Annotated in this window: 18 protein-coding genes; 9 read left to right on the plus strand and 9 right to left on the minus strand. The window is 65.8% G+C overall.

Going from position 1 to position 21,982, the window contains the following annotated elements:
* Nucleotides 1-475 precede the first annotated feature (475 nt).
* The 4 genes from KHC28_RS22225 to ndk all read right to left on the minus strand — a co-directional run bounded on the left by KHC28_RS22225 (nt 476) and on the right by ndk (nt 5,103).
* Entirely contained in the window at nt 476-2,623 is a 2,148-nt protein-coding gene (locus KHC28_RS22225) for a molybdopterin-containing oxidoreductase family protein (RefSeq protein ID WP_214010536.1), read from the minus strand.
* Between the two features lie 62 nt (nt 2,624-2,685).
* A complete protein-coding gene (locus KHC28_RS22230; protein WP_214010537.1) occupies nt 2,686-3,438 on the minus strand; it encodes a TerC family protein in 753 nt (250 codons plus the stop codon).
* Nucleotides 3,439-3,605: 167 nt separating this feature from the next.
* Entirely contained in the window at nt 3,606-4,313 is a 708-nt protein-coding gene (locus tag KHC28_RS22235) for a TerC family protein (RefSeq protein WP_214010538.1), read from the minus strand.
* A 367-nt stretch (nt 4,314-4,680) separates the two neighbouring features.
* A complete protein-coding gene (ndk, locus tag KHC28_RS22240; protein ID WP_214010539.1) occupies nt 4,681-5,103 on the minus strand; it encodes a nucleoside-diphosphate kinase in 423 nt (140 codons plus the stop codon).
* A 311-nt stretch (nt 5,104-5,414) separates the two neighbouring features.
* Here ndk and KHC28_RS22245 point away from each other — a divergent pair, with 311 nt between their 5' ends.
* The gene (locus KHC28_RS22245; protein ID WP_214010540.1) at nt 5,415-5,633 is read left to right on the plus strand and encodes a hypothetical protein; all 219 of its coding nucleotides are present in this window, start codon (nt 5,415-5,417) and stop codon (nt 5,631-5,633) included.
* 422 nt (nt 5,634-6,055) lie between these two features.
* Here the strand turns inward: KHC28_RS22245 and aqpZ are convergent, their stop codons facing one another.
* Entirely contained in the window at nt 6,056-6,748 is a 693-nt protein-coding gene (gene aqpZ / locus KHC28_RS22250; RefSeq protein ID WP_214010541.1) for an aquaporin Z, read from the minus strand.
* A gap of 148 nt (nt 6,749-6,896) precedes the next feature.
* Between aqpZ and KHC28_RS22255 the strand changes: the two genes are divergently transcribed.
* Both KHC28_RS22255 and KHC28_RS22260 read left to right on the plus strand, forming a co-directional pair.
* Nucleotides 6,897-7,415: a DinB family protein gene (locus tag KHC28_RS22255; protein ID WP_214010542.1), complete on the plus strand. Its 519-nt coding sequence runs from the start codon at nt 6,897-6,899 to the stop codon at nt 7,413-7,415.
* A gap of 75 nt (nt 7,416-7,490) precedes the next feature.
* A complete protein-coding gene (locus KHC28_RS22260; protein WP_214010543.1) occupies nt 7,491-9,365 on the plus strand; it encodes an ABC-F family ATP-binding cassette domain-containing protein in 1,875 nt (624 codons plus the stop codon).
* Between the two features lie 430 nt (nt 9,366-9,795).
* On the opposite strand, the gene KHC28_RS22265 is transcribed toward KHC28_RS22260, so the two are convergent.
* The 3 genes from KHC28_RS22265 to KHC28_RS22275 all read right to left on the minus strand — a co-directional run bounded on the left by KHC28_RS22265 (nt 9,796) and on the right by KHC28_RS22275 (nt 13,372).
* The gene (locus tag KHC28_RS22265; protein WP_312893311.1) at nt 9,796-11,049 is read right to left on the minus strand and encodes a porin; all 1,254 of its coding nucleotides are present in this window, start codon (nt 11,047-11,049) and stop codon (nt 9,796-9,798) included.
* Nucleotides 11,050-11,402: 353 nt separating this feature from the next.
* On the minus strand, nt 11,403-11,849 hold the full coding sequence (locus tag KHC28_RS22270; protein ID WP_214010545.1) for a DNA polymerase III subunit chi: 447 nt from the start codon (nt 11,847-11,849) through the stop codon (nt 11,403-11,405).
* A gap of 14 nt (nt 11,850-11,863) precedes the next feature.
* Nucleotides 11,864-13,372 (minus strand): leucyl aminopeptidase, encoded by a 1,509-nt coding sequence (locus KHC28_RS22275; RefSeq protein ID WP_214010546.1) that lies wholly within the window; start codon nt 13,370-13,372, stop codon nt 11,864-11,866.
* A gap of 224 nt (nt 13,373-13,596) precedes the next feature.
* Between KHC28_RS22275 and lptF the strand changes: the two genes are divergently transcribed.
* From lptF to rsmA, 6 genes are all read left to right on the plus strand, one after another.
* A complete protein-coding gene (lptF, locus tag KHC28_RS22280; RefSeq protein ID WP_214010547.1) occupies nt 13,597-14,754 on the plus strand; it encodes an LPS export ABC transporter permease LptF in 1,158 nt (385 codons plus the stop codon).
* Between the two features lie 37 nt (nt 14,755-14,791).
* Nucleotides 14,792-15,877, plus strand: a complete 1,086-nt coding sequence (gene lptG / locus KHC28_RS22285; RefSeq protein WP_214010548.1) for an LPS export ABC transporter permease LptG — start codon at nt 14,792-14,794, stop codon at nt 15,875-15,877.
* Nucleotides 15,878-16,014: 137 nt separating this feature from the next.
* Nucleotides 16,015-18,345, plus strand: coding sequence for an LPS-assembly protein LptD (locus KHC28_RS22290; protein WP_246565104.1), 2,331 nt, complete (start codon nt 16,015-16,017; stop codon nt 18,343-18,345).
* 91 nt (nt 18,346-18,436) lie between these two features.
* Nucleotides 18,437-19,426 carry a peptidylprolyl isomerase gene (locus KHC28_RS22295; RefSeq protein WP_246565105.1) on the plus strand — a complete coding sequence of 330 codons (990 nt, stop codon included), beginning with the start codon at nt 18,437-18,439 and terminating at the stop codon, nt 19,424-19,426.
* An 11-nt stretch (nt 19,427-19,437) separates the two neighbouring features.
* Nucleotides 19,438-20,460: a 4-hydroxythreonine-4-phosphate dehydrogenase PdxA gene (gene pdxA, locus KHC28_RS22300; RefSeq protein WP_214010550.1), complete on the plus strand. Its 1,023-nt coding sequence runs from the start codon at nt 19,438-19,440 to the stop codon at nt 20,458-20,460.
* Nucleotides 20,457-21,344 carry a 16S rRNA (adenine(1518)-N(6)/adenine(1519)-N(6))-dimethyltransferase RsmA gene (rsmA, locus tag KHC28_RS22305; protein WP_214010551.1) on the plus strand — a complete coding sequence of 296 codons (888 nt, stop codon included), beginning with the start codon at nt 20,457-20,459 and terminating at the stop codon, nt 21,342-21,344. The genes pdxA and rsmA overlap by 4 nt, the downstream gene beginning before the upstream one ends.
* On the opposite strand, the gene gmk is transcribed toward rsmA, so the two are convergent.
* Nucleotides 21,317-21,982, minus strand: coding sequence for a guanylate kinase (gmk, locus tag KHC28_RS22310; protein WP_214010552.1), 666 nt, complete (start codon nt 21,980-21,982; stop codon nt 21,317-21,319). The genes rsmA and gmk overlap by 28 nt on opposite strands.

Below are 21,982 nucleotides of genomic sequence, written 5' to 3' on the forward strand. Positions count from 1 at the left end.
ATCGCGCAAGCATTGGCGAGCGATCCCGGCTCGAGGCTGCACTGTGGCCGGGATGACAGCAAACGGCCGGCTCCCAAAGTCGCTCCCATGTCGAGGGCCGGGCTCGAAACGCGACGGCCACCAGTAGCCCCCTCATCCTGAGGTGCCCGGCCATCGGCCGAGCTTTGAGGGATGCTCGTCCGGGTGCGCTTTACCGAACATCCTTCGAGACTCGCTGCGCTCGCACCTCAGGGTCTGGCACGCAATTCCCTCATCCCGTTGGGGAGAGGTGGCCCGCGAAGCGGGTCGGCGAGGGGGAGAAGACATTGGAGAGAAAAAATCCCCCTCCCCTACAGAAGGCGGGGGCTTGGACGCTCTTTCGGCAATTCCGGGCAGACACTCAGGATGAGCGGCGCCTTTGACCTTAAGGGCAAACGGCAGCGGACCTCGAAGCACGCAGCCCCTCCGCCGCCCGGCATCCCGAAAAGAGCCCCGTTCACCCCGCCCGCGCGATGCGCACCCGGTTGTCGTGCAGCGCCGCGCCGCCCACCGGCGCCACCGGGTCGGCGCCGGTCAGCGTGTTGATGCCGCGCCCGCCGACATGCTTGCCGTTCGGCCAGATCGATTCCGCCACCACCACGCCGCGCCGCAGCCCGTCGAAGATCGCCGCGTGCAAGGTCACCGTGCCGCGCGCGCTGGTGACCCGCACCTCATCCTCGTCGGCGATCCCGAGCCCGGCGGCATCGTCGGGGTGGATCATCAGCGTCGGCCGCTTCTCGCGGGCCAGCGAGCCGGGGGTCTCGGTGAAGGTGGAATTGAGGAAGCTGCGCGCCGGCGCCGTCACCAGCCGGAACGGGTACTCCGCCGTCGCCTCCTCGATCACCGCCCAGTGGTCGGGGAAGGCCGGCATGTCGGCGATCGGCCCGAACTTGCCCGGCGACTTGAACGGCACCTTGGCCCAGTCCGGCTTCAGGCGGAATTTGCCGTCCGGCCAGGAGAAGCCCTTGAGGAAGTGCGCCGTCTCGAAATCCGGCTGCACGTCGATGAAGTGCTTCGCCTCCAGTTCCTCGACGGTGCCGCGCCCGGTCGCCTGCAGTGTCCAGTCGACGATCTCGCGCGAGCTCATCTCGAAGCCGCGATGCCGCGCCCCCAGCCGCTCGGCCAGCGCACAGATCACCTCGTGGTTGGAGCGGCACTCGCCCGGCGGGTCCACCAGCTTGGGACCGAGGGTGACATACTGGTTGCCGCCGCCCTGATAGATGTCGTCATGCTCGGTGAACATGGTGGCCGGCAGCACGATGTCGGCCATCACCGCCGTCTCGGTCATGAACTGCTCGTGCACCACGACGAACAGGTCTTCCCGGGCAAATCCGGCGCGCACCTTCTCCTGCTCCGGGGCGATGGTCACCGGGTTGGTGTTCTGTATCAACATCGCGGTCACCTTCGGACCGCCGGCGAGCGCCTCCTCCTCGCCGCAGAGGATGGCGCCGATGCGCGACTGGTCGAGCTGACGCGTCGCTCTGGCCTCACCGGTCACCCGATCGGTCTGACCATACACCTCACCGGACAGCAGGTCGGTTCCTTCGATCAGACTCTTGTTCCAGCCGAAGATCGCCGAATTGGAATGGAAGGCGCCGCCGCCCTCATGCTGCCAGGCGCCAGTGATGGTCGGGATGCAGGTGACGGCATGCATGTTCACCGCACCATTGCGCGAGCGAGTGAAGCCGTAGCCGGCACGGATGAAGGTCCTCGGCGTCCGCCCGACAAGCCGAGCGAAATCAATGATTTCCGCGACGGGCAGCCCGGTGATCGCGCTCGCCCATTCCGGCGTCCTGTCGGCGAGATGCGCCTCGAACTCCTCGGCGTCGCGGGCATAGCGGGCAAGATAGGCCCGGTCGGCGAAGCCTTCTGCGAACAGCACATGCATGATCGCGCAGGCCAGCGCCCCGTCAGTGCCCGGGCGGATCATGAGCGGGATATCCGCCTGCTCCATGGTCGGGGAGCGGTATACATCCACCACCGCGATCGGCGCGCCGCGTTCCTTGCGTGCCCTAACCGCATGAGTCATCACGTTAATCTGGGTCGAGACCGGATTGGTCCCCCAGATGACGTTGAGATCGGCCCGCCCCATCTCACGCGGGTCCGGACCGGACAGCCGCCCGGCGCCGGCCATGAAGCCGGACCAGGCCGGATTGACGCAGATGCTTGAAAAGAAACGAGAATATCCCTTGGCATGCGTCAGCCGGTTGATGCCGTCGCGCATGACGAGACCCATCGTGCCGGCATAGTAATAGGGCCACACCGCCTCCGGCCCGTGCACCGCCTCGGCGGCACTGAACTTTTCGACAATGATATCAAGCGCTTCGTCCCAGGAGATCGGCTCGAAGGCGCCCGATCCCTTGGGGCCCGACCGTCGCAGCGGCTGGGTCAGCCGGTCCGGGTGATGCGCCCGCTCGGCATAGCGCGCCACCTTGGCGCAGATCACCCCGGCGGTGAAACTGTTGTCCCGCGAGCCGCGCACGCGGCCTATCCTGTTGCCGGATATCTCGATTTCCAGCGAGCAGGTGGACGGGCAGTCATGCGGGCAGGCGGAATGGCCGATACGCACGGACGGGTTCTTCGCAGGGGACGTATGCTGATTCATGAAAAAGCGCTCCGCCACCATCGTAGCGGAGCGCCTCTCTCATTGGAACGGCGTCAACGGGCTCAGTGCGAGCCGGAGACCACCGCCTCGGAACGACGGCTCTTCACGATCCAGCCAAAGGCCACCACGAAGGCCGCGCCGATCGCCGCCGCCAGATAATGCGGCAACGCCGCCGGCTTCAGCCCCACCGGATCCTCGGGATCGGCAATGGTTTCAACCATTTGCGGCGACATGGTCTGCATCGTCTCCAGCACGATCTTGTCGCTGACCAGCATCTCGCCGGCGATCCAGCCCAGCAGCGCCGCGCCGAACCAGATCAGCACCGGGAAGCGCGAGATCAGCTTCAGGATCAGCTGCGAGCCGAAGATGATCAGAGGGATGGTGAGCAGCAGGCCGAAGATGAACAGCTCGGCATGGCCACGCGCCGCGGCGGCGATCGCCACCACATTGTCGAGGCTCATCACCGCGTCGGCGATGGCGATGGTGCGCACCGCCTTCCACAGGCTGTCGGCGCTCTCGACATGGTGGCCTTCGCCACCCTCGTCGAGCACCAGCTTGATGGCGATCCAGAACAGCAGCAGCGCACCGACCACCTTCAACAGCGGCACGCCGAGCAGGTAGGAGACCGCCAGCGCGAAGATGATGCGCAGCCCGACCGCGGCCGCCGCACCGAGCAGGATGCCCCATTTGCGCTGCTTCTCGGGCAGCGAGCGGCACGCCAGCGCGATAACGACGGCATTGTCGCCGGACAACAGCAGATCGATCCAGATGATCTGCAACAGCGATACCCAGAATATGGGACTAGTGAAATCCATCGCGTCCTCTCAGGTCGTCAACGTCTCGATGAGTGAAACGATCCCGCCGATCATGCGCATCTCTGGCATACGGAATTATTTGTACCAGAGCGCACTCTATCAACTGAAGGCGCCCGCGACCTTTTCAGGTGCGGGCGCTTGTCAGGACGGCGAGATCGCGCAGCGTGTCAGTGCGTCGCGTCGTGCCGCGCCGAGCCGGCGCTGATGCGCCGGGCCATGAACCAGCCGATCGCCAGCACCAGCGCCGCCCCGAGAGCCGCCGCCGGATATTCGAAGCGGTGCACGAAGGCCTCGCCGAGATATTCGGCGATCTTGATGTCCGACACGAACATCTCGCCAGCCACCCAGCCGAGTAGCGCAGCACCCGCCCACACCAGGGCCGGGAAGCGCGACAGCAGCGACATGATCAGCGCGGCGCCGGCCACGATCATCGGGATCGAGATGACAAGGCCGATGGTGATCAGCACCCAGTTGCCGTCGGCGACCGCCGCGATGGCGACGACATTGTCCAGGCTCATCACCAGGTCGGCCACCGCGATGGTGCCGACGGCGCGCCACAGGCTGTCATGCGCCTGCACACCGCCCTCGCCGTCCTCGCCCTCGGGCACCACCAGATCGACGGCGATGTACATCAGCGCCAGCGACCCGACGATGCGCAGCCAGGGCAGGCCGAGCAGCACCGCGATGATCGCGGTGAACACGATGCGCATGCCGACCGCCACGCCGGCGCCCAGGATCATGCCCCAGCGGCGCATATTGTCCGGCAGCGACCGGCAGGCCATGGCGATGACGACGGCATTGTCGCCCGACAGCAGCACGTTGATCCAGATGATCTTGACCAACGCGAGCCAGAATAGAGGCTCAAGATAGCTCATATGATTTCCCTCACCGCCCGTCCGCCCGCGGACGAGGCACGATTATGGTTTTCCCTCGGCGTTGGCGCGCCGGTTTACGGTGAGGCAAGAGGAGGTGGCTCCGGCGGGCCCACTCCCGGGCGCTCTTGGCGCGCCAAACGGCATCCCCGCTGCGGGCCACTTCTCCTGTGGCCGGACCCCCGCAGCGCCCATGAAAGCAACATACATAATAATCGACGAGGTGGCCAACCCCGCGCCGGGAAATTTCCTGCCGTAAATGCTTTTGCGCGCGCAATAAGTCTTCGTCGCCGCACAAAAAGCAACACCCCGCCCGGCAAGCCGGACGGGGTGCGGTATTAAAGGATGGTGTAGCGAAGGATCGCGATGCTCAGCCGACGATCTCGTTGCCGGAGAAGAACTGCGCGATCTCGAGCGCCGCATTCTCCAGGCTGTCGGAACCGTGGGCGGAATTCTCACCGACGGACAGGGCGAAGTCCTTGCGGATGGTACCTTCCGCCGCATTCGCCGGGTTGGTGGCGCCCATCACTTCGCGATACTTGGCGACGGCGTTCTCGCCCTCGAGCACCTGCACGACGATCGGCTCGGAGATCATGAACTCCACCAGTTCGCCGAAGAAGGGACGCTCCTTGTGCACGCCGTAGAACGTCTCGGCCTGCGCCTTGGTCAGCTGGATGCGCTTCTGGGCGACGATCCGCAGGCCGGCTTTCTCGATGTAGCTGTTGACCGCGCCAGTCAGGTTGCGGCGGGTCGCATCGGGCTTGATGATCGAAAAGGTGCGCTCGAGCGCCATGACGTTCTTTCCTACGTAGGGGGGAAGCAATTTCGCTGCGGCTTATAGCGATGGTGCGCTGCCGCGACAAGATGATGTCGAAGCCACAGGGAACCGCAAAATCCGATCGATCACGACTTGATGATCGGGCCTTGGAACTTTCCCACTCATCCACACGTTAAGACGGCGTTAACGTTGACAACGGGGTGGATACCCTACGTAGCGTTTGACATCGAAAGACGGCGGTGAAGTCGATTTGATTAAATTGGGTCGCAGTTCAAAGACTTAGATGCCGGCGGCACTGTATCCGCCGGGAGGCGGAGGCGTGTGTCATGACGAAGGCTTTTGTCATTGGATCGATTGCGGCCCTGATGGCGCTCACCGCCATTTTCGTGGGTGGGGCCTCCGCTACCGGTTACTTCAAGCGAGCGCCCGTCGTCAGCACGGTCGAACTTCCATTGGATCCGGTCGCCGGCGACTGCGTGGTGCAGACGCGTTGGGTGAGCGACGCCGGTCAGATGCGACAGGTGGAGCGCGCCGTCTGCTACTGAGAGATTTACGGTTAGGCTCGCGGCATCCCACTCCCCCAAGCCCCACGCGAGCCCATAGCGCCCCGGCTTCTCCCCCAGGAAGCCGGGGCATTTTTTTGCGCGCGGCTCGCCGGAATCCTCCCGGGTCGCCGGATGAATGGCAGCCAACGGAACGTTCAGCCCCTGTTCCACCGTCGGGCCCTAGCGTGAACCCTGCCGGCCAAGCCCGGCAGACGACGGTGCGATCCGTTTCGCCGACCCCGGATCCGCGCTGATCCGCCCCGGCTCGCCCAGGCGAGCCGGGGCTTTTCGTTTTTGCGGCCCGAACACTCCCGGTCTCGACATCTTCATGCCGCCGCGCCGTAAGGCAGGCCCGCAAGCGCAACGGGCGGCGGACCCGCGCCCACCGCCCATCTCATCGTCTAAGGGGCGACCGTCGCGGATCAGTCTTCCAGCAGCTTGGCCCGGAACAGCAGCCCGGCGAGCAGGCCGCCGATCGGCGGGATCACGATGAACAGCCAGAGTTGCTCGATCGCCCTGCCGCCTACGAACAGCGCGGGGCCAATGCTACGCGCCGGATTGACCGACACGCCCGTCACCGGAATGAACACGATGTGGATCATCACCAGCGTCAGGCCGATGGCGAGGCCGGCAACCGGCGTGACGCCGCCCTTGCTGGTCGAGCCGAGGATCACCACCAGGAACACGAAGGTGGCGATCAGTTCGGCGAGGATGGCAGAGGTCGTACCGTAGCCACCGCCATAGCCCTCGCCCCAGCCATTCTGGCCGAGGCCGGACGCGGCGAGGTCATAGCCGCCGATCTTGCCGGACACGATGAGGTAGAGCAGCGCGGCTCCGACGATGCCGCCCAGCACCTGGGAGATGACGTAGCCGACGAGATCGCCGGTCGACAGCCGCCCGGCCGCCCACACGCCGATGCTCACCGCCGGATTGATGTGGCAGCCGGAGATCGGGCCGATGCCATAGGCCATCGTCGCCACTGACAAGCCGAACGCCAAGGCCACCGCGAGGAACCACACAGGCGAGATGGCGGCGAACCCCGTCACCGCGACCGATCCACAACCGAAAAGCACCAGGACGGCCGTGCCGATAAATTCAGCAAGATACTTTTTCATGGTCAGTGCCCCGGGCCGGAAGGTGCAGAAACACCCGCCGGCGCCCAACAATGCCCCCTTATGAAGCACATTCCTTGTTGCCCCCGCCGTCAAGACGAATAATCGTCCGGCGGATAAGGTCATTTCCTCGGTTGCAGAGGTGAAGTCGATGACGGCGAAGCGCTACCTCAGCCTGTCGCTCTACAATGCCTGGGCCAACCAACGAATCTATCAGGCCGCCGCGCGCCTCTCGCCGCTGCAATTCCGAGAGGATCGCGGCACCTTTTTTCACTCCGTCCACGGCACGCTCAACCATCTGCTGGTCACGGATCGCATATGGATGAAGCGCTTTACGGGCCTGGGCGAGATTGCCGCACGCCTCGACGCCATCCTGTTCGAGGATCTGGACACTCTCGAACGCGCCCGCCTCGATGAAGACGCCCGCATCATCACCTTCGCCACTGCGCTCGACGAACAGGCGCTGGCCGCCGACATCCGTTACGCCAACAGTTCCGGCGCCAGCTTCACGCAGCCGCTCGACACCGTCCTGGACCATTTCTTCAATCACCAGACCCATCATCGTGGGCAGGTTCATGCGCTGCTGAGCCACTTTCTCGGCAATGCCGGCACTCCCTCGCTGGACCTCGTCGCCTTCCAGCGGGAAAACGGACTGGCCACGTCCCTGTGACCTTGCCGGAATGACACAGCCTCCGGTGTGACGCCGCCTCTTGCCCCGGCTCGCGCGGCAAGGCAAAAGGCGCGGGTGATCACCCTCGACGACATATCGCTGCGCCTCGCGGGGCGCCTGCTCATCGACCACGCCTCCGTCGCCATACCGGAAGGTGCGCGGGTGGGACTTGTCGGCCGCAATGGGACCGGCAAGACCACCCTGTTCCGTGCCATCACCGGCGAGCTGTCGCTGGAAAGCGGGCAGATCCGCATCCCCAACGGTGCCCGCATCGGTCAGGTCGCCCAGGAGGCGCCGGCCGGCCCGGACAAGCTCATCGACGTGGTGCTGGCCGCCGATACCGAGCGCGCGCAGTTGATGGCCGAGAGCGCGACCACCACCGACCCGAGCCGGATCGCCGAAATCGAAACCCGCCTGGTCGATATCGAGGCGCATGCGGCGCCGGCCCGCGCCGCCCGCATTCTTGCCGGTCTCGGCTTCGACGATGCCGCGCAGCAGCGCCCCTGCTCGGAATTCTCCGGCGGCTGGCGCATGCGCGTCGCCCTCGCAGCAATTCTGTTTGCCGAGCCGGACCTGCTGCTGCTCGACGAGCCGACCAACTACCTCGATCTCGAAGGCACGCTCTGGCTGCAGGACTATCTCGCCCACTATCCGCGCACCGTGCTGATCGTCAGCCACGACCGCGAATTGCTGAACGAATCCGTCTCGTTCATCCTGCATCTAGATCGCGGCAAGCTGCAGCTCTGGCGCGGCGGCTACGATTCGTTCGAGCGCCAGCGTGCCGAGAAGCTTCTGCAAAACCAGAAGCTGCGCGCCAAGCAGGAAGCCAAGCGCCGGCACATGGAATCCTTCGTCGAGCGCTTCCGCGCCAAGGCGACCAAAGCCCGGCAGGCCCAGTCACGGCTGAAGGCGTTGGCACGAATGGAGCCGATCACTGAAGAGGCCGGCGAGGCGGCGGCGGCGATTTCCATTCGCCACCCCGAGCGCATCCCCTCCCCGCCCATCCTGACACTGGACGGCGTGTCGGTGGGGTATGAGCCCGGCAAGCCGATTTTGCGCAACCTCACTTTGCGCATCGACCATGACGACCGCATCGCCCTGCTCGGGCCGAACGGCAACGGCAAGTCGACCTTCGCCAAGCTGATTTCCGGTCGGCTCGAGCCGTTGTCCGGGCGCATCGTCCGGGCGGCCGGCCTCGACATCGCCTATCTGGCACAACATCAGCTCGACGAATTGGTGGCGGATGAAAGTGCCTATCATCACGTGCGTCGGCTGATGCCGGAGATGCCGGAAGCAAAGGTGCGCTCGCGGGCGGCGGAGCTGGGCTTCTCCGGCGGAGCCGCCGACACGCCGGTGTCGTCACTGTCGGGTGGAGAGAAGGCGCGGCTGCTGCTCGGCCTCGCCGCTTTCCACGGACCGCACCTGCTGATTCTCGACGAGCCGACCAACCATCTCGACATCGCCGCCCGACAGGCGCTGGTCGAGGCGATCAACGACTATCCCGGCGCGGTGATTCTGGTCAGCCACGACCGCTCGCTGCTCGATGCCTGCGCGGAACGGCTGTGGCTGGTGGCCGACCGCACCGTCGCCCCCTATGACGGCGATCTCGACGAGTACCGCAAGCTGGTGCTGCGCCGCTCCGATCGTAAGGACGACCGGGCCGCGCCCAAGGCGGATACCGCCCGGCAGATCGCCGCGCGCCGGCGGGCGGAGGCGGCGCCGCTGCGCAAGAAGCTGAAGGATGTCGAGACTCGCATGGCCCGGCTGGAGCGGCAGATCGCCGAGCTCGACGACCAGTTGGCCGACGCCTCGCTCTATGCGAAGGATCCGCAGAAGGCGGCGGATCTGGCCCGCCAACGCAGCGAGCAGAGCGGCAAGCTCGGCATCGAGGAAGAAAGCTGGATCACGCTCTCCTCGGAAATCGATGCGCTGGAAGCCGCCGAGGGCTGAACCTTCGCCGCGCCGGACGAGTGGCGCTTTCCGCCTCGACACCCAATTCCGGAAGGCCGCTTGACCTGACGGCGCTTCTCGCGCGCGTCCATAGTCCGTCAGGCGAAACGACATCACGCAACAATAGCGAAACCGATCGGATGTTTCGGCCGTCACCCGGCTAAACCGTCTCGCCGCGACGCGGGCGAAACATGTACCGGCGCCGTTCTCCGGCCGTCAGCTTAAACGCCCCGGCCGGCCGCTGCGGCCTCGACGACAGCTGCACCAGAACGCCATCGACGCAAGCCTTCGCCGACGGCCAAGGGAGTCCCTCGCCCCAACGTAACAAGCCCAGCGAGCGACGCAAGCAAGCTCGTCGTCTTTACGGTAGGTCACAAAAAAGAAACCCCGGCACAAGGCCGGGGCTTCCAAGACTTCAGATCCGAAAGGATCAGAAGGAGCGACGGACCGACAGGATGACCTGCTGGTTGTCCGAGCTGTCGATGAAGGAACCGTAGGGGTTCAGCACCGGGCTGTCGTAGCTGGTCTGGGCGTAGGTGTACTGCGCAACGAAGACCAGGTTCTTGACCGGGGCCCAGTTCAGGCTCGCGCCCAGGGTCCACAGGCTGAAGTCGGAGTAGAACGGATCGGCGCCCGACGGGACGCTGTTCTCGCCGTAGTTGCCGTACAGCACGCCGAAGACCTGGGGCGTGAAGTAGTGGGTGAGTTCGGCGGCGACCGTCCAGGCATCACCCGACTGCAGGGTGTTGGTGGCGGCGTTGTAGTACAGGTCCTGCGCCAGCTGGTCAGAGATGGTCGAGAAGCCACCGTTGATGCCGGTGTAGCCGACCGCGCCGCTGCCGTAGTTGAATTCGACGTACAGCGTGTCGCCGTCGCCGAGGGTCGGCAGGTTGAACTTCACGCCGGCCAGAACGGCCCAACCAACCGAGTCATCGGTGGTGATGCCGAAGGGGTCATAGTAGGAGTCGTCCAGCTGACGGATCGCGCCGGCAACCTGGAAACCGCCCCACTCGCCTTCATAGTTGATGTTGGCGATCAGAGCCGGGATGTCGGGCTGAGTGGTGACGCCGAGGCTGTCGCCGTTCGAGCGCGAGGAGTCGTCTTCGATCGAGATCGTGGCCGTGAAGCCGCCGCCGAAGTCAGCGGTATAGGCAGCCGCGGTCACGTTGCTGTCAGCGGTGATCGCCGGGGAGTCGAAGCCCCAGATATTGTTGTCGGCGTAGTAGTCGAAGAACGACTGCACCTTACCGAAGGTGAAACCAGCGAACTGGATGTAACCCTTGTCGAGGTTCAGAGCGGTCGAGTCGCCGCCGTCGCCGTAGACGTTGCCGAGACCGTCGCCGTAGGTGGCGCGCAGGTCAATGAACGAACGCAGGGTGCCGTACTCGGTCTGCGTGCGGGCATCCAGACGGAGCGAAGCGCGCGAACGGAAGTACGAGGACTGGAAGTCCGCGTTGTTCAGGTAATCGTAGTCCTGGTAGTAATAGTCGGCCTGCACGAAGCCGCCGACCTTCAGGCAGGTGTCGGTGCCCGGAACGTAGTAGAAGCCCGCGCCGTAGGTCGAGCAGATCTTCACGTATTCCGCAGCCTTCGCCTTCACAGGCAGATCGGCCGCCGCAGCAGTCCCGACCATCGCGAGCCCAGCGACCGAGCCGAGCAGGATATTCTTCATGACCGTCTTCACTTCATTCTCCCCCAAATTGGACAATGTTGGGTTTTCGATTGTCAGGACCCACCGCACATTCGTGAAGCACGGCATCCGCAGATGATATTGTTTGAATCGGTTTCGGGGCGCAAAGCCAAAGTGCCGGAATTGGGCGGGGACGGGGCATTCCGCGGGCAGGTGTTGCGCACTAGACACAATTTCGGGGAGGCAGCGGGGTAGGAAACGCTCGGGAAGGCCGAAACGGAAAGCTTTTTGAAATCAATGGGTAAGCTTAACCGTTTGTTAACGCGCGGATAAGGTCATCCACAGGCGCCGGCAGTCGCAGTCCAACCGCCGCCGCATTCGCTCCGCAGTCGGCTCAGCACCCCGCCTTACTTGCGCGCCCAGCGTCCCTGGGCGTCCTGCTGCCAGTAGGCGACCTCGTGGCCGGCCGCCCGCGCGGCCTTCCAGCTGTGCCGCGCCCGCTCGATATGGACGGGCTCGCGGTCGTCGAACATATGAATCACGCGCAGATAGGGCGAGGCATCGTCGAGCTCCGCGGCCTCAACGAGAAAGCGGACCTGCGCCTCGTTGGGATTGCCGTCGCCGTCGGTCAGCAGAATCGGCTGGCGATGCGGCTCCGGCTGCCGGTCGGTGCCGTGCGGCAGGAACGAGGCGTCGTCATAGGTCCACAGATGCTGATCGAGTGCATCGACCCGCTCGGGCGAGGCGGCCTGCACCACGCAACGCCAGCCTCGCTCCAGGCATTTCTGCAGCAGTTGCGGAAGAGCGGCCTCCAGCGGCCGCTCCTTGAGGTGATAGAAGAAGACCTCGGCCACGACCGCGCCTCGCCTCAGTCCTCGTACTTGCGGGCCACCAGCTGGTCGAGCAGCCGCACGCCCCAGCCGGCGCCCCAGCTGCGGTTGATCTCGCTCGACGGCGACGACATGCCGGTGCCGGCAATGTCGAGATGCGCCCACGGCACCGTCCCGACGAAGCGCTGGAGGAACTGGGCGGCGGTGATCGAGCCGCCGAATCGCCCGCCGGTATTCTTCATGTCGGCGAACTTCGAATCGATCAGCTTGTCGTATTCGGGCGAAAGCGGCATGCGCCACACCTTCTCGCCGGTCTCGAGCCCGGCCTCGTGCAGGCTGGCGGCCAGCGCGTCGTCATTGGAGAACAGGCCGGCATTCTCGGTGCCGAGCGCCACCATGATGGCGCCGGTGAGCGTGGCGAGGTCCACCATGAAGCGCGGCTTGAAGCGCTCCTTCGTGTACCAGAGCACATCCCCCAGCACGAGCCGGCCCTCGGCGTCGGTATTGATGATCTCGATGGTCTGGCCGGACATGGAGGTGACGATGTCGCCGGGCCGCTGCGCCTTGCCGTCCGGCATGTTCTCGACGAGGCCGATGACGCCGACGGCGTTCACCTTGGCCTTGCGGCGCGCGAGCGCGTGCATGAGGCCGACCACGCAGGCGGCGCCAGCCATGTCGCCCTTCATGTCCTCCATGCCGGCCGCCGGCTTGATGGAGATGCCGCCGGTGTCGAACACCACGCCCTTGCCGATGAAAGCGACCGGAGCGGAATCGCTCTTGGCGCCGCTCCACCGCATCACCACCACCTGGCTTTCCTCGCTGGAGCCCTGCCCAACGCCGAGCAGCGCGCCCATGCCGAGCTTCTTCAGGTCCTTCTCGCCCATCACTTCGACATCCACGCCGACCTTGGCGAGGTCGCCGGCGCGACGGGCGAATTCGGTGGGGGTGAGGACATTGGCGGGCTCGTTGACGAGATCGCGGGCGATCACCACTCCCTCGCCGATACCCTCGCGCTTGCGCCAGGCGCGCTTCGCGGCCGCCTCGTCCTTTACATAAAGAGTGACGCGCAGCTTGGTCGCGGCGTCCTCGGACTTCTTCTTCGTCTTGTAGCGATCGAAGGCATAGGCACGCAGCCTCAGCCCCAGCGCCAGTTCCGCCGCCGCCTGGGCTCCGGCCTCCGCGGCTGGCAGATCGACGAGGATGCCAACCTCACCCACCGTGTCGGGCAGCTTGCCCATGATCGTGCCGCCCAGCGTCAGCCAGTCGAGCGGCCGGATCTCGGCCGCCTTGCCGACCCCGACGACAAGAAGCCGAGGCACGGAGAGCCCGGCCGGCGCCAGAAGATCGAGGATAGCGCCGCTCTTGCCCTCGAACCGGTCGGTCGTGGCCGCGCGCTCGACGAGATCGCCCGCCGGAGCGACCAGCGCCTCGGCGACCGCCGACAGGCTCGCCCGCCCGCCCGCCGCACCCGAGGCGGCCAGCAGCACGCTGAAGCCTTCGAGGGTCGCAGGAAACGGAGCAAAGCTGATCTTCACGCTGTCGGCCATAATCGGGCACCTTTGTACTGGCAGGTTCGCGCCATCGGGTCTGTTTAGACCATTCGCGACGCCACGACGAGGGGCGCCGTCGAACCGGAGTTAACAGCCTCCCACATGTGGGGATTTGCACCGGGCGTCGAGCCCGCTTATTCATCGTGGCGAGAAGGGCCGCGCTCTTCAGGTGCGATGGTCGCGGGGGACGTTTCGGAAGGCATGATGAGGAACGCCCGTTGATGACCCGCCTTGACCGCTACGTGTTCCGCTCGGCGGGCATAGCGTTCGTCGGTACGCTTGCCGTGCTGGCCGGCATGATCTGGGTCACCCAGGCCCTGCGCCAGCTCGACATCATGACCACGCAGGGCCAGACCATCCTGGCCTTCGTCTTCATCACCAGCCTCGCCCTCCCGGCGCTGGTGCTGGCGCTGGCGCCGGCCGCGCTGTTCCTCGCGGTCGCCCACACACTGTTCCGCATGAACAGCGATTCGGAGATCGTCGTCGCCAGCGCCGCCGGTATCTCGACCATCCGCTTCCTGCGGCCGCTGATCATCCTCGCCGTCCTCGTCGCCGCGCTGTGCACCGCCCTTTCCATGGAGCTGGTACCGGCGGCGCTGCGGCAGTTTCGTTATGAGATCACGCGCGTGCGCGCCGACGTCGTCGCCTTCATCGCGCAGCCCGGCCGCTTCACCACCCTGGCGCCGGGCATGGTGTTCAACGTGCGCGAGCGCAACACGACCGGCGTGCTGGGCGGCATCTTCATCAACGACGCGCGCAATCCCGAGGAGATCAGCACCTACCTCGCCGACCGCGGACAGATCGTCGATACCGAGAAGGGCACCTTCCTCATCCTCGAGGAGGGCGCGATCCACCGCCGTACCCCCGGCAAGCAGGACAGCAACGTCGTCGAGTTCCAGCGTTACGCCTTCGACCTCTCGCCGTTCACCGCTGGCAGCGACAGCCCGGTCTACCGCGCCCCGGAACGTAGCTTCCGTGAATTGCTGAACCCGCCCGCCGACGATCCTGCTTATAAGAGCGATCCCGGCCGGTTCACCGAGGAGATCCATCGCCGGCTGTCGCTGCCGCTCTATGTGCTCGCCTTCTTCGGCATCGCCGTCGCGGCGCTAGCCGAGCCGCGTACGACGCGCGAAGGGCGCGGCCTCGCGCTCGCCGCCACCGCGCCCTTTGTCATCGCACTGCAGGTGATCAGCTTCGGCCTCGTACAGCAGGTGCGTAACAATCCGGCATTGGTGCCGTTCGTCTATCTGGTGCCGCTCGTCGTCATCGCCGGCTCCGTGCTGCTGCTCAGCGGCCGGTTCAAGCCGCGCATGCCGGAGGCGATTCGGCGCCGGCTCGATGCCCTCGCCCAGCGCGTCGTGCGCGAGACGGTGAACTGAACCGCATGTGTACGATTCGGACGATGGGAGCGCGGCGGTGATCGGACGCACGCTCGGATTCTATTTCGCTCGCCGCTTCCTGAGCTCGGTGCTCGGCATCTTTTTCGGCTGCGTGTTCCTCATCATGCTCATCGACTTCCTCGAGATGTCGCGACGCGTGGGCGAGAGAGACATCGACACGCTGACGATGTTCCTGCTGACGGTCTACCGGGCGCCGTTCTTCACCGAGCAGCTGCTGCCCTTCGCGGTGCTGTTCGGCGCCATCGGCACTTTCCTCACCCTGTCGCGCCGGCTCGAACTGGTGGTGGCCCGCGCCGCCGGCATCTCGGCTTGGCAGTTCATCTCGCCGGCGGCGATCTGCGCGGTGGTGCTCGGGATCCTCTCGACCACGCTCTACAATCCGATATCGGCCGACTTCAAGGAGCGGGCGAATCGCATCGAGGCGGAGATCTTCAACCGCCAGACTGGCCTGTTCTCCTCCACCAATAGCGGCTTCTGGATTCGCCAGCAGAGCGTCGACGGCCAGGCCATCATCGAGGCGGCGGCGCAGACCGGCGGCGGACGCCAATTGTCCGGCGTTAACGTCTTCTTGTTTGGTTCCGATGGAAAGCTGGTGGAACGGATCGAGGCCCGCAACGCCGTTCTGGAAGTTGGAGCCTGGCGGCTCAACGAGGTGCGGGTTCTCACCCCGACGATAGGCGTACAGAACTACGAAACCTACATGGTAGCTACGAATCTCACCCCCGATCAGGTCCAGGAGACTCTGCAGAGCGAGACCGTCTCGTTCTGGGACCTGCCGGCGGCTATCGAGGCGGCGACCCGCGTGGGCTTCGGGGCCGAGCGTTATCGGCTGCAATATCAGAGCCTGCTGGCGCGACCCGTTCTGCTGCTTGCAATGGTGCTCATCGCCGCCTCGGTCAGCCTGCGCGTCTTCCGCTTCGGCGGCATCGGGCAGACGATTCTCGGTGGCGTGGCGGCGGGCTTTCTGCTTTATGTAGCGACCAAGCTCGCCGAGGATCTCGGAGAGGTTGGGGTCGTGCATCCCATTATCGCAGCGTGGTTTCCAGCAGTCGTTGGGGCATTGGTGGGGGTTCTCATCCTGCTTCACCGGGAGGACGGATGAAGGTCGGCCGCGTACCAGCCGGCTACATTGGCAAGGCCGCCCCGGTGTCCAGCGGACATCGTAGGCGCTTCGCCGGTTGGCTGTTCTCGACGTTTTTGTGCAGTGCGCTGGGCGTTCTCGCTCCGGTGAGCGGAGCTATGGCCCAGGACGCGGCTACGCCCAGCTCAGCGGCGGCGGGTGAACTGCTTACCCAGCGCAAGACCGATCCCAACGCCAAGATGCTCGTGACGGCGGACGAGCTGGTCTATGACTACAACCGCAACGAAGTCATCGCCGACGGCAACGTGCAGATCTATTACGACGGCGCCGTCCTCGAGGCGAAGCGCGTCGTCTATGATCGCGCCAACAATCGCCTGAAGGCGGATGGCGGCGTTCGGCTGAAGGACAAGGACGGCAAGGTCATCGCCGCCGAGAGCCTGAACCTGTCGGAGAACTTCGCCGACGGCTTCGTGAACTCGCTGCGCATCGACACGCCGGACAACCTGCATTTCGCCGCCGCCCGGGCCGACCGCGAGGGCGGCGACACCACGGTGCTGACCAGCGGTGCCTACACGCCCTGCGAACCGTGTAAGACCGACACCACCAAGCCGCCGCTGTGGCAGATCAAGGCGGCGCGCATCATTCACAAGGAGAAGGAGCAGACCATCTATTTCCAGAACGCCAGCCTCGAATTCCTTGGCGTTCCGATAGCATGGGTGCCCTATCTCGAGGCGCCGGACCCGACCGTCAAACGCAAGTCGGGCTTCCTGATGCCGCAGTTCATCAACACGTCCGAAATCGGCTTCGGCGGCACGGTTCCGTATTTCTGGAACATCGCGCCGAACATGGACATCACCTTCTCGCCACTCATCGTGTCCAAACAGGGCGTGGTGCTGGACGGCGAGTTCCGCCATCGCCTGGAGACCGGCAGCTACAGCGTGCGCGGCGCCTGGATCAACCAGCAGGACAAGGACGAGTTCCTCGATACGCCGGGCTACCGTGACGATCGCGGCTTCGTCGAGACCCATGGCCGGTTCTACATCAACCAGAACTGGTACTGGGGCTGGGATGGCTGGCTGACCTCGGACAAGACGTTCCTTGAGGACTACAAGTTCATCAAGGACAGCGTGAAGGAAGTCACCTCGCAGGTCTATTTGGTCGGCCAGGGCGATCGGTCCTATTTCGACCTGCGCGGCATGTATTTCCAGGGACTGACGGAATACGACATTCAGGACCAGCAGCCGGTCGTCGGCGTGCTCGACTACAGCAAGACGCTCGGCCAGTCGGTGTTCGGCGGCGAGTTCAGCTACGACTTCAACTTCACCACCCTCACCCGGCAGGAAGCCGACCTGCGTGCCACCTCCGCCGCCTTCGCCATGCCCGACACCTATGAGGGTGCGAGCAATGCGTGCGACCTGAGCGCCGTCGGCGCCGACCCGGCGCAGCAGCGCCAGGACTGCCTGATGCGCGGCATGGCCGGCACCTATACGCGCCTGTCCGGCGTCGCCAACTGGCGCCGCACCATCATCGACGACGCCGGCCAGATGTGGACGCCGTTCCTCAATGCCCAGGTGGACGTCGCCTCCGTGCAGGCCGAGGAACAGGACTATCCCTGGCTGTCGAGCAGCGACCAGTCGCTGGCCCGCGCCATGCCCGCCGTCGGCCTCGAATACCGCTATCCCCTCATGTCCACCGAGAAGTGGGGCACACAGACCCTTGAGCCGATCGCTCAGGTGATCATTCGGCCGAACGAGACCGATATCGGCCAGTTCCCGAACGAAGACGCGCAGAGCCTGATCTTCGACGACACCAATCTGTTCGAGATCAACAAGTTTTCCGGCTATGACCGGGTCGAGGGCGGCTCGCGCGTCAATTACGGCCTGCAATACAACGCCTTCCTGAACAATGGCGGGCAGATCAACGCGTTGATCGGCCAGTCCTACCAGTTCGCGGGCCAGAACTCCTACGCGATCGGGGACATGGCCAATACCGGCCTCGAATCCGGCCTGGACGAAGACCTGTCCGACTATGTCGCCCGGCTCTATTACGCGCCGACGCAGAACTTCGCGCTGATCAACCGCTTCCGTTTCGACGAAGACGACTGGTCGGTGGAGCGTTACGAGGTCGAAGGCCGCACCACGATCAACAAGCTGACGCTCGGCGCCATCTACGGCCTCTACGCCGCACAGCCCCTGCTCGGCTATTACGAGCAGCGCGAAGGCGTGCTCGGCACCGGCAGCTACAAGATCAACCAGAACTGGAGCGTGCAGGCCGCGGCCCGCTACAATTTCCAGGTCGACGAGATCGACTACACGCTGTTCGGGGTGAGCTACATGGACGAGTGCTTCGGCATCACGCTGAGCTACAAGTCCGACTATACCGAAAGCGGCAACCGCGAGCGGGTGGATACCGTGCTGCTGACCCTCACCCTGCGCACGCTCGGAACGGTCGGCGTCTCCACCGGCCTCGGCAGTTCCTCGTCCGAGTGACGGCACCGGCGTCGCATTGACGCCACAACCGGCGGCCAGAACAGCCAGGATAGCGGCGGCGTCCGCCGGCAAGAGGGAGAAGGAAAGCGGCATGCTTACGACGGGTCATCGCAAGGGGACGGCGCGCGTCCATCCGAACCCGGCGTTCCTCTCGCTGAAGAGCCTGTGCCGCGCCGCCCTCATATGCGCCGGCCTTGCGCTGCCGGCACTTCTGGCCCCTGCGCCTGCCCAGGCGCAGCAGATCCTCGTCATGGTGCAGGGCGACCCGATCACCAGCTTCGACGTCAGCCAGCGCATCAAGCTCGCCCAGCTGACCGAACGCCGGTCGCTGAACAACAAGCAGGCGTTGGAAGAGCTGATCGACGAGCGGCTGAAGATCTTCACCGCCAATCGCTACGGCATCACCATCGATGACGCGGAAGTGAACAAGATGTTCGCCAACATGGCGAGCCGTTCCGGCCGCACCCCTGAGCAGCTCACCCAGGCGCTGGGCGGATCGGGCATCGACGCGCGCATCCTCAAGCAGAAGATGCGGGCAGACTATGTCTGGAACAACTATGTCCGCGGCCGCTTCTCATCCGCGACCACGGTGCGCGATTCCGACATCTTCGCCGCGCTGGACGCCAAGGGCGCCGACGTCGCCCAGGCCCAGCGCACCACCGAATACACCGTGCGCCAGATCGTCCTCGTGGTGTCCCGCACGGCGCCCCCCGCCATGCGCTCGCAGCGCATGGCCGAGGCGAACGCGCTGCGCCGCTCTTTCGCCGATTGCGATACCGGCGTCGCCGCCGCCCGCCAGCTGCGAGAGACCGTGGTACGCGAGCCGGTGATCCGCACCTCCGCCGACATGTCGCCGGCGCTGCGCAAGATCATGGACGACACGCCGATCGGCCAGACCACCCAGCCGGAAGTGACACAGGCCGGCATCGAGATGGTCGCCATCTGCAACCGCCGTGAAGTGGTCGGCGAGAGCGCGCAGAAGCGCGAGGTGCGCAACGAGCTGCAGAACAAGCAGTTCGACTCGCAGTCGGCCCGACTGCTGGCGGAAGCCCGCAAGGGCGCCATGATCCAGTATCGCTGACGCCTCCATCCATGGGCGCTCTCCTCTCCCCGCTTGCGCTGTCGCTTGGCGAACCGGCGGGCGTCGGGCCGGACATCACTCTGGCAGCCTGGCTGCGGCGCGACGAGCTGCGCCTGCCTCCCTTCTTCGTCACCGGCGATCCTGCCTGTCTCGCCGCCCGCGCCGCGCATCTCGGCCTTAGTCTCGACATTGCCGAGGTGCCGCCGGAAGGGGCGGCGGATGCCTTCGCCACCGCTCTGCCGGTGGTGGCGACCGGCCCGGTCGTCACCGCGCAGCCCGGACGACCGGATGCGTCCAGCGGACCTGCGGCGCAGGCGGCGATCGATGCCGCCGTGGCCTTCGTCCGGGAAGGGCGCGCACGTGCGGTCGTCACCAATCCGATCGCCAAGTCGGTGCTCTACGCCAACGGCTTTCCCTTCCCCGGCCACACCGAATATCTCGCCCATCTGTGCGGCGAGCCGGCACCCCGACCGGTGATGATGATCTGGTCGACCGAGCTGGCGGTGATTCCCGCCACCATCCACGTGCCGATCGCCGAGGTTCCGCGCCTCCTCACCGTCGAGCTGCTGGTCGAGACCGGCCGCATCGCCGCTGCCGATCTCAGCCGCCGATTCGGCATCCCGGCACCGCGCCTCGCGGTATGCGGCCTCAATCCGCATGCCGGCGAGGACGGCACGATCGGCCGCGAGGACGAGGAGGTCACCCGCCCGGCGGTCGCCGCCCTGCGGGCGCTGGGCATCGACGCGCGCGGCCCGCTGCCGGCCGACACGCTGTTCCACGCCGCCGCGCGCCGGGGCTATGACGTCGTCATCGGCGCCTATCACGATCAGGTGCTGGCACCGGTGAAAACGCTGGCCTTCGATACCGGCGTCAACGTCACGCTCGGCCTGCCCTTCGTACGCACGTCGCCCGACCACGGCACCGCCTTCGACATCGCCGGCACCGGCCGCGCCAATCCCTCCAGCCTGGTCGAGGCGCTGCGTCTCGCCGCCCGCCTCGCCGGGGCCGACGCGGCGATGGGAGCGGCGGCATGAGCGCCATAGACGAACTGCCGCCGCTGCGCGACGTCATCCGCACTCACGGCCTCTCGGCGCTGAAGTCGCTCGGCCAGAACTTCCTGCTGGACCTCAACCTCACCTCCCGCGTCGCCCGCACCGCCGGCGCGCTGGAGGAGATGACAGTGTTCGAGGTCGGCCCGGGTCCCGGCGGCCTCACCCGCGCGCTGCTGGCACTGGGGGCAAAGCGCGTGGTGGCGGTGGAACGTGACAGCCGTTGCATCGCGGCGCTGAACGAGGTCGCCGCACATTATCCGGGCCGGTTGGAGATCATCGAAGGCGACGCCCTCGCCACCGACTTCGCACCGCTCGCCGCCGGTGGGCGCGCCTGCATAGTCGCCAACCTGCCCTACAACATCGGCACGCCGCTGCTGGTCGGCTGGCTGTCGGCCGAGCCCTGGCCGCCCTTCTATGAGAGCCTGACGCTGATGTTCCAGCGGGAGGTCGCCGAGCGCATCGTCGCTACGCCGGGCACTGATCATTATGGCCGGCTGGCGGTGCTGACTGGCTGGCGGGCGGTGGCGCGCATTGCCTTCGATGTCGCGCCGTCCGCCTTCGTGCCGCCGCCCAAGGTCACGTCCTCGGTCGTGCACATCGTCCCGCGTCCGGTGCCCCTCGCCTGCGACCGGCGGACGCTGGAGCGGGTGACGGAAGCCGCCTTCGGCCAGCGGCGCAAGATGCTGCGCCAGAGCCTGAAGAGCCTCGGCATCGACGCCCTCGCCTTGCTGGAAGCCGCCGGCATCGAGCCGACCGAACGTGCCGAGCAGGTGCCGGTGGAGGGCTTCGTCGCGCTCGCCAACGCGCTGGTCACACTGCGGGCCGGACAGGCTCCCCGTCAGTCGGTGAGCCCGGCCAGTTCCTGATCCAGCCGCTCGATGACCGGCGGCAATCCGAGTTGACGCTCGCGGCGCAGACGCTCGGCGGCAAGGATGTTGCGCAGGGCGGTGAAGGTCTTGTCGAGATCCTGGTTCACCAGCACGTAGTCGTACTCGGTCCAGTGGGCGATCTCGGTGCGGGCGTTGCGCAGCCGCTTCTCGATCACGCCGGACGCGTCCTCGGCGCGGCGCTCCAGCCGCTGCTTCAGCTCGGTCGCCGAGGGCGGCAGGATGAACACGCCGACGATGTCGGTACGCATCTTCTCGTAGAGCTGGAGCGTGCCCTGATAGTCGATGTCGAACAGCACATCGCGTCCGGCCGCCAGCGCCGCCTCCACGGGTTCGCGCGGCGTGCCGTAGAAATTGCCGTGTACCTCGGCCGATTCCAGCAGATCATCGGTGTCGCGCAGCCGCTCGAAGCGCTCCCGGCTGACGAAATGATAGTGGACGCCTTCCACTTCGCTCGGCCGGCGCTCGCGCGTCGTCACAGACACCGAGAGGTGTATCTCGGGGTGCTTCTCCAACAACAACCGCGCCAGCGTCGATTTGCCGGCGCCAGAGGGCGAGGACAGCACCAGCATCAGCCCGCGTCGGGCGATGGAGATTTCGGTTCGGGCCGGGATCAT

The organism is Ancylobacter sonchi, assembly GCF_018390695.1.
Lineage (GTDB): Bacteria > Pseudomonadota > Alphaproteobacteria > Rhizobiales > Xanthobacteraceae > Ancylobacter > Ancylobacter sonchi.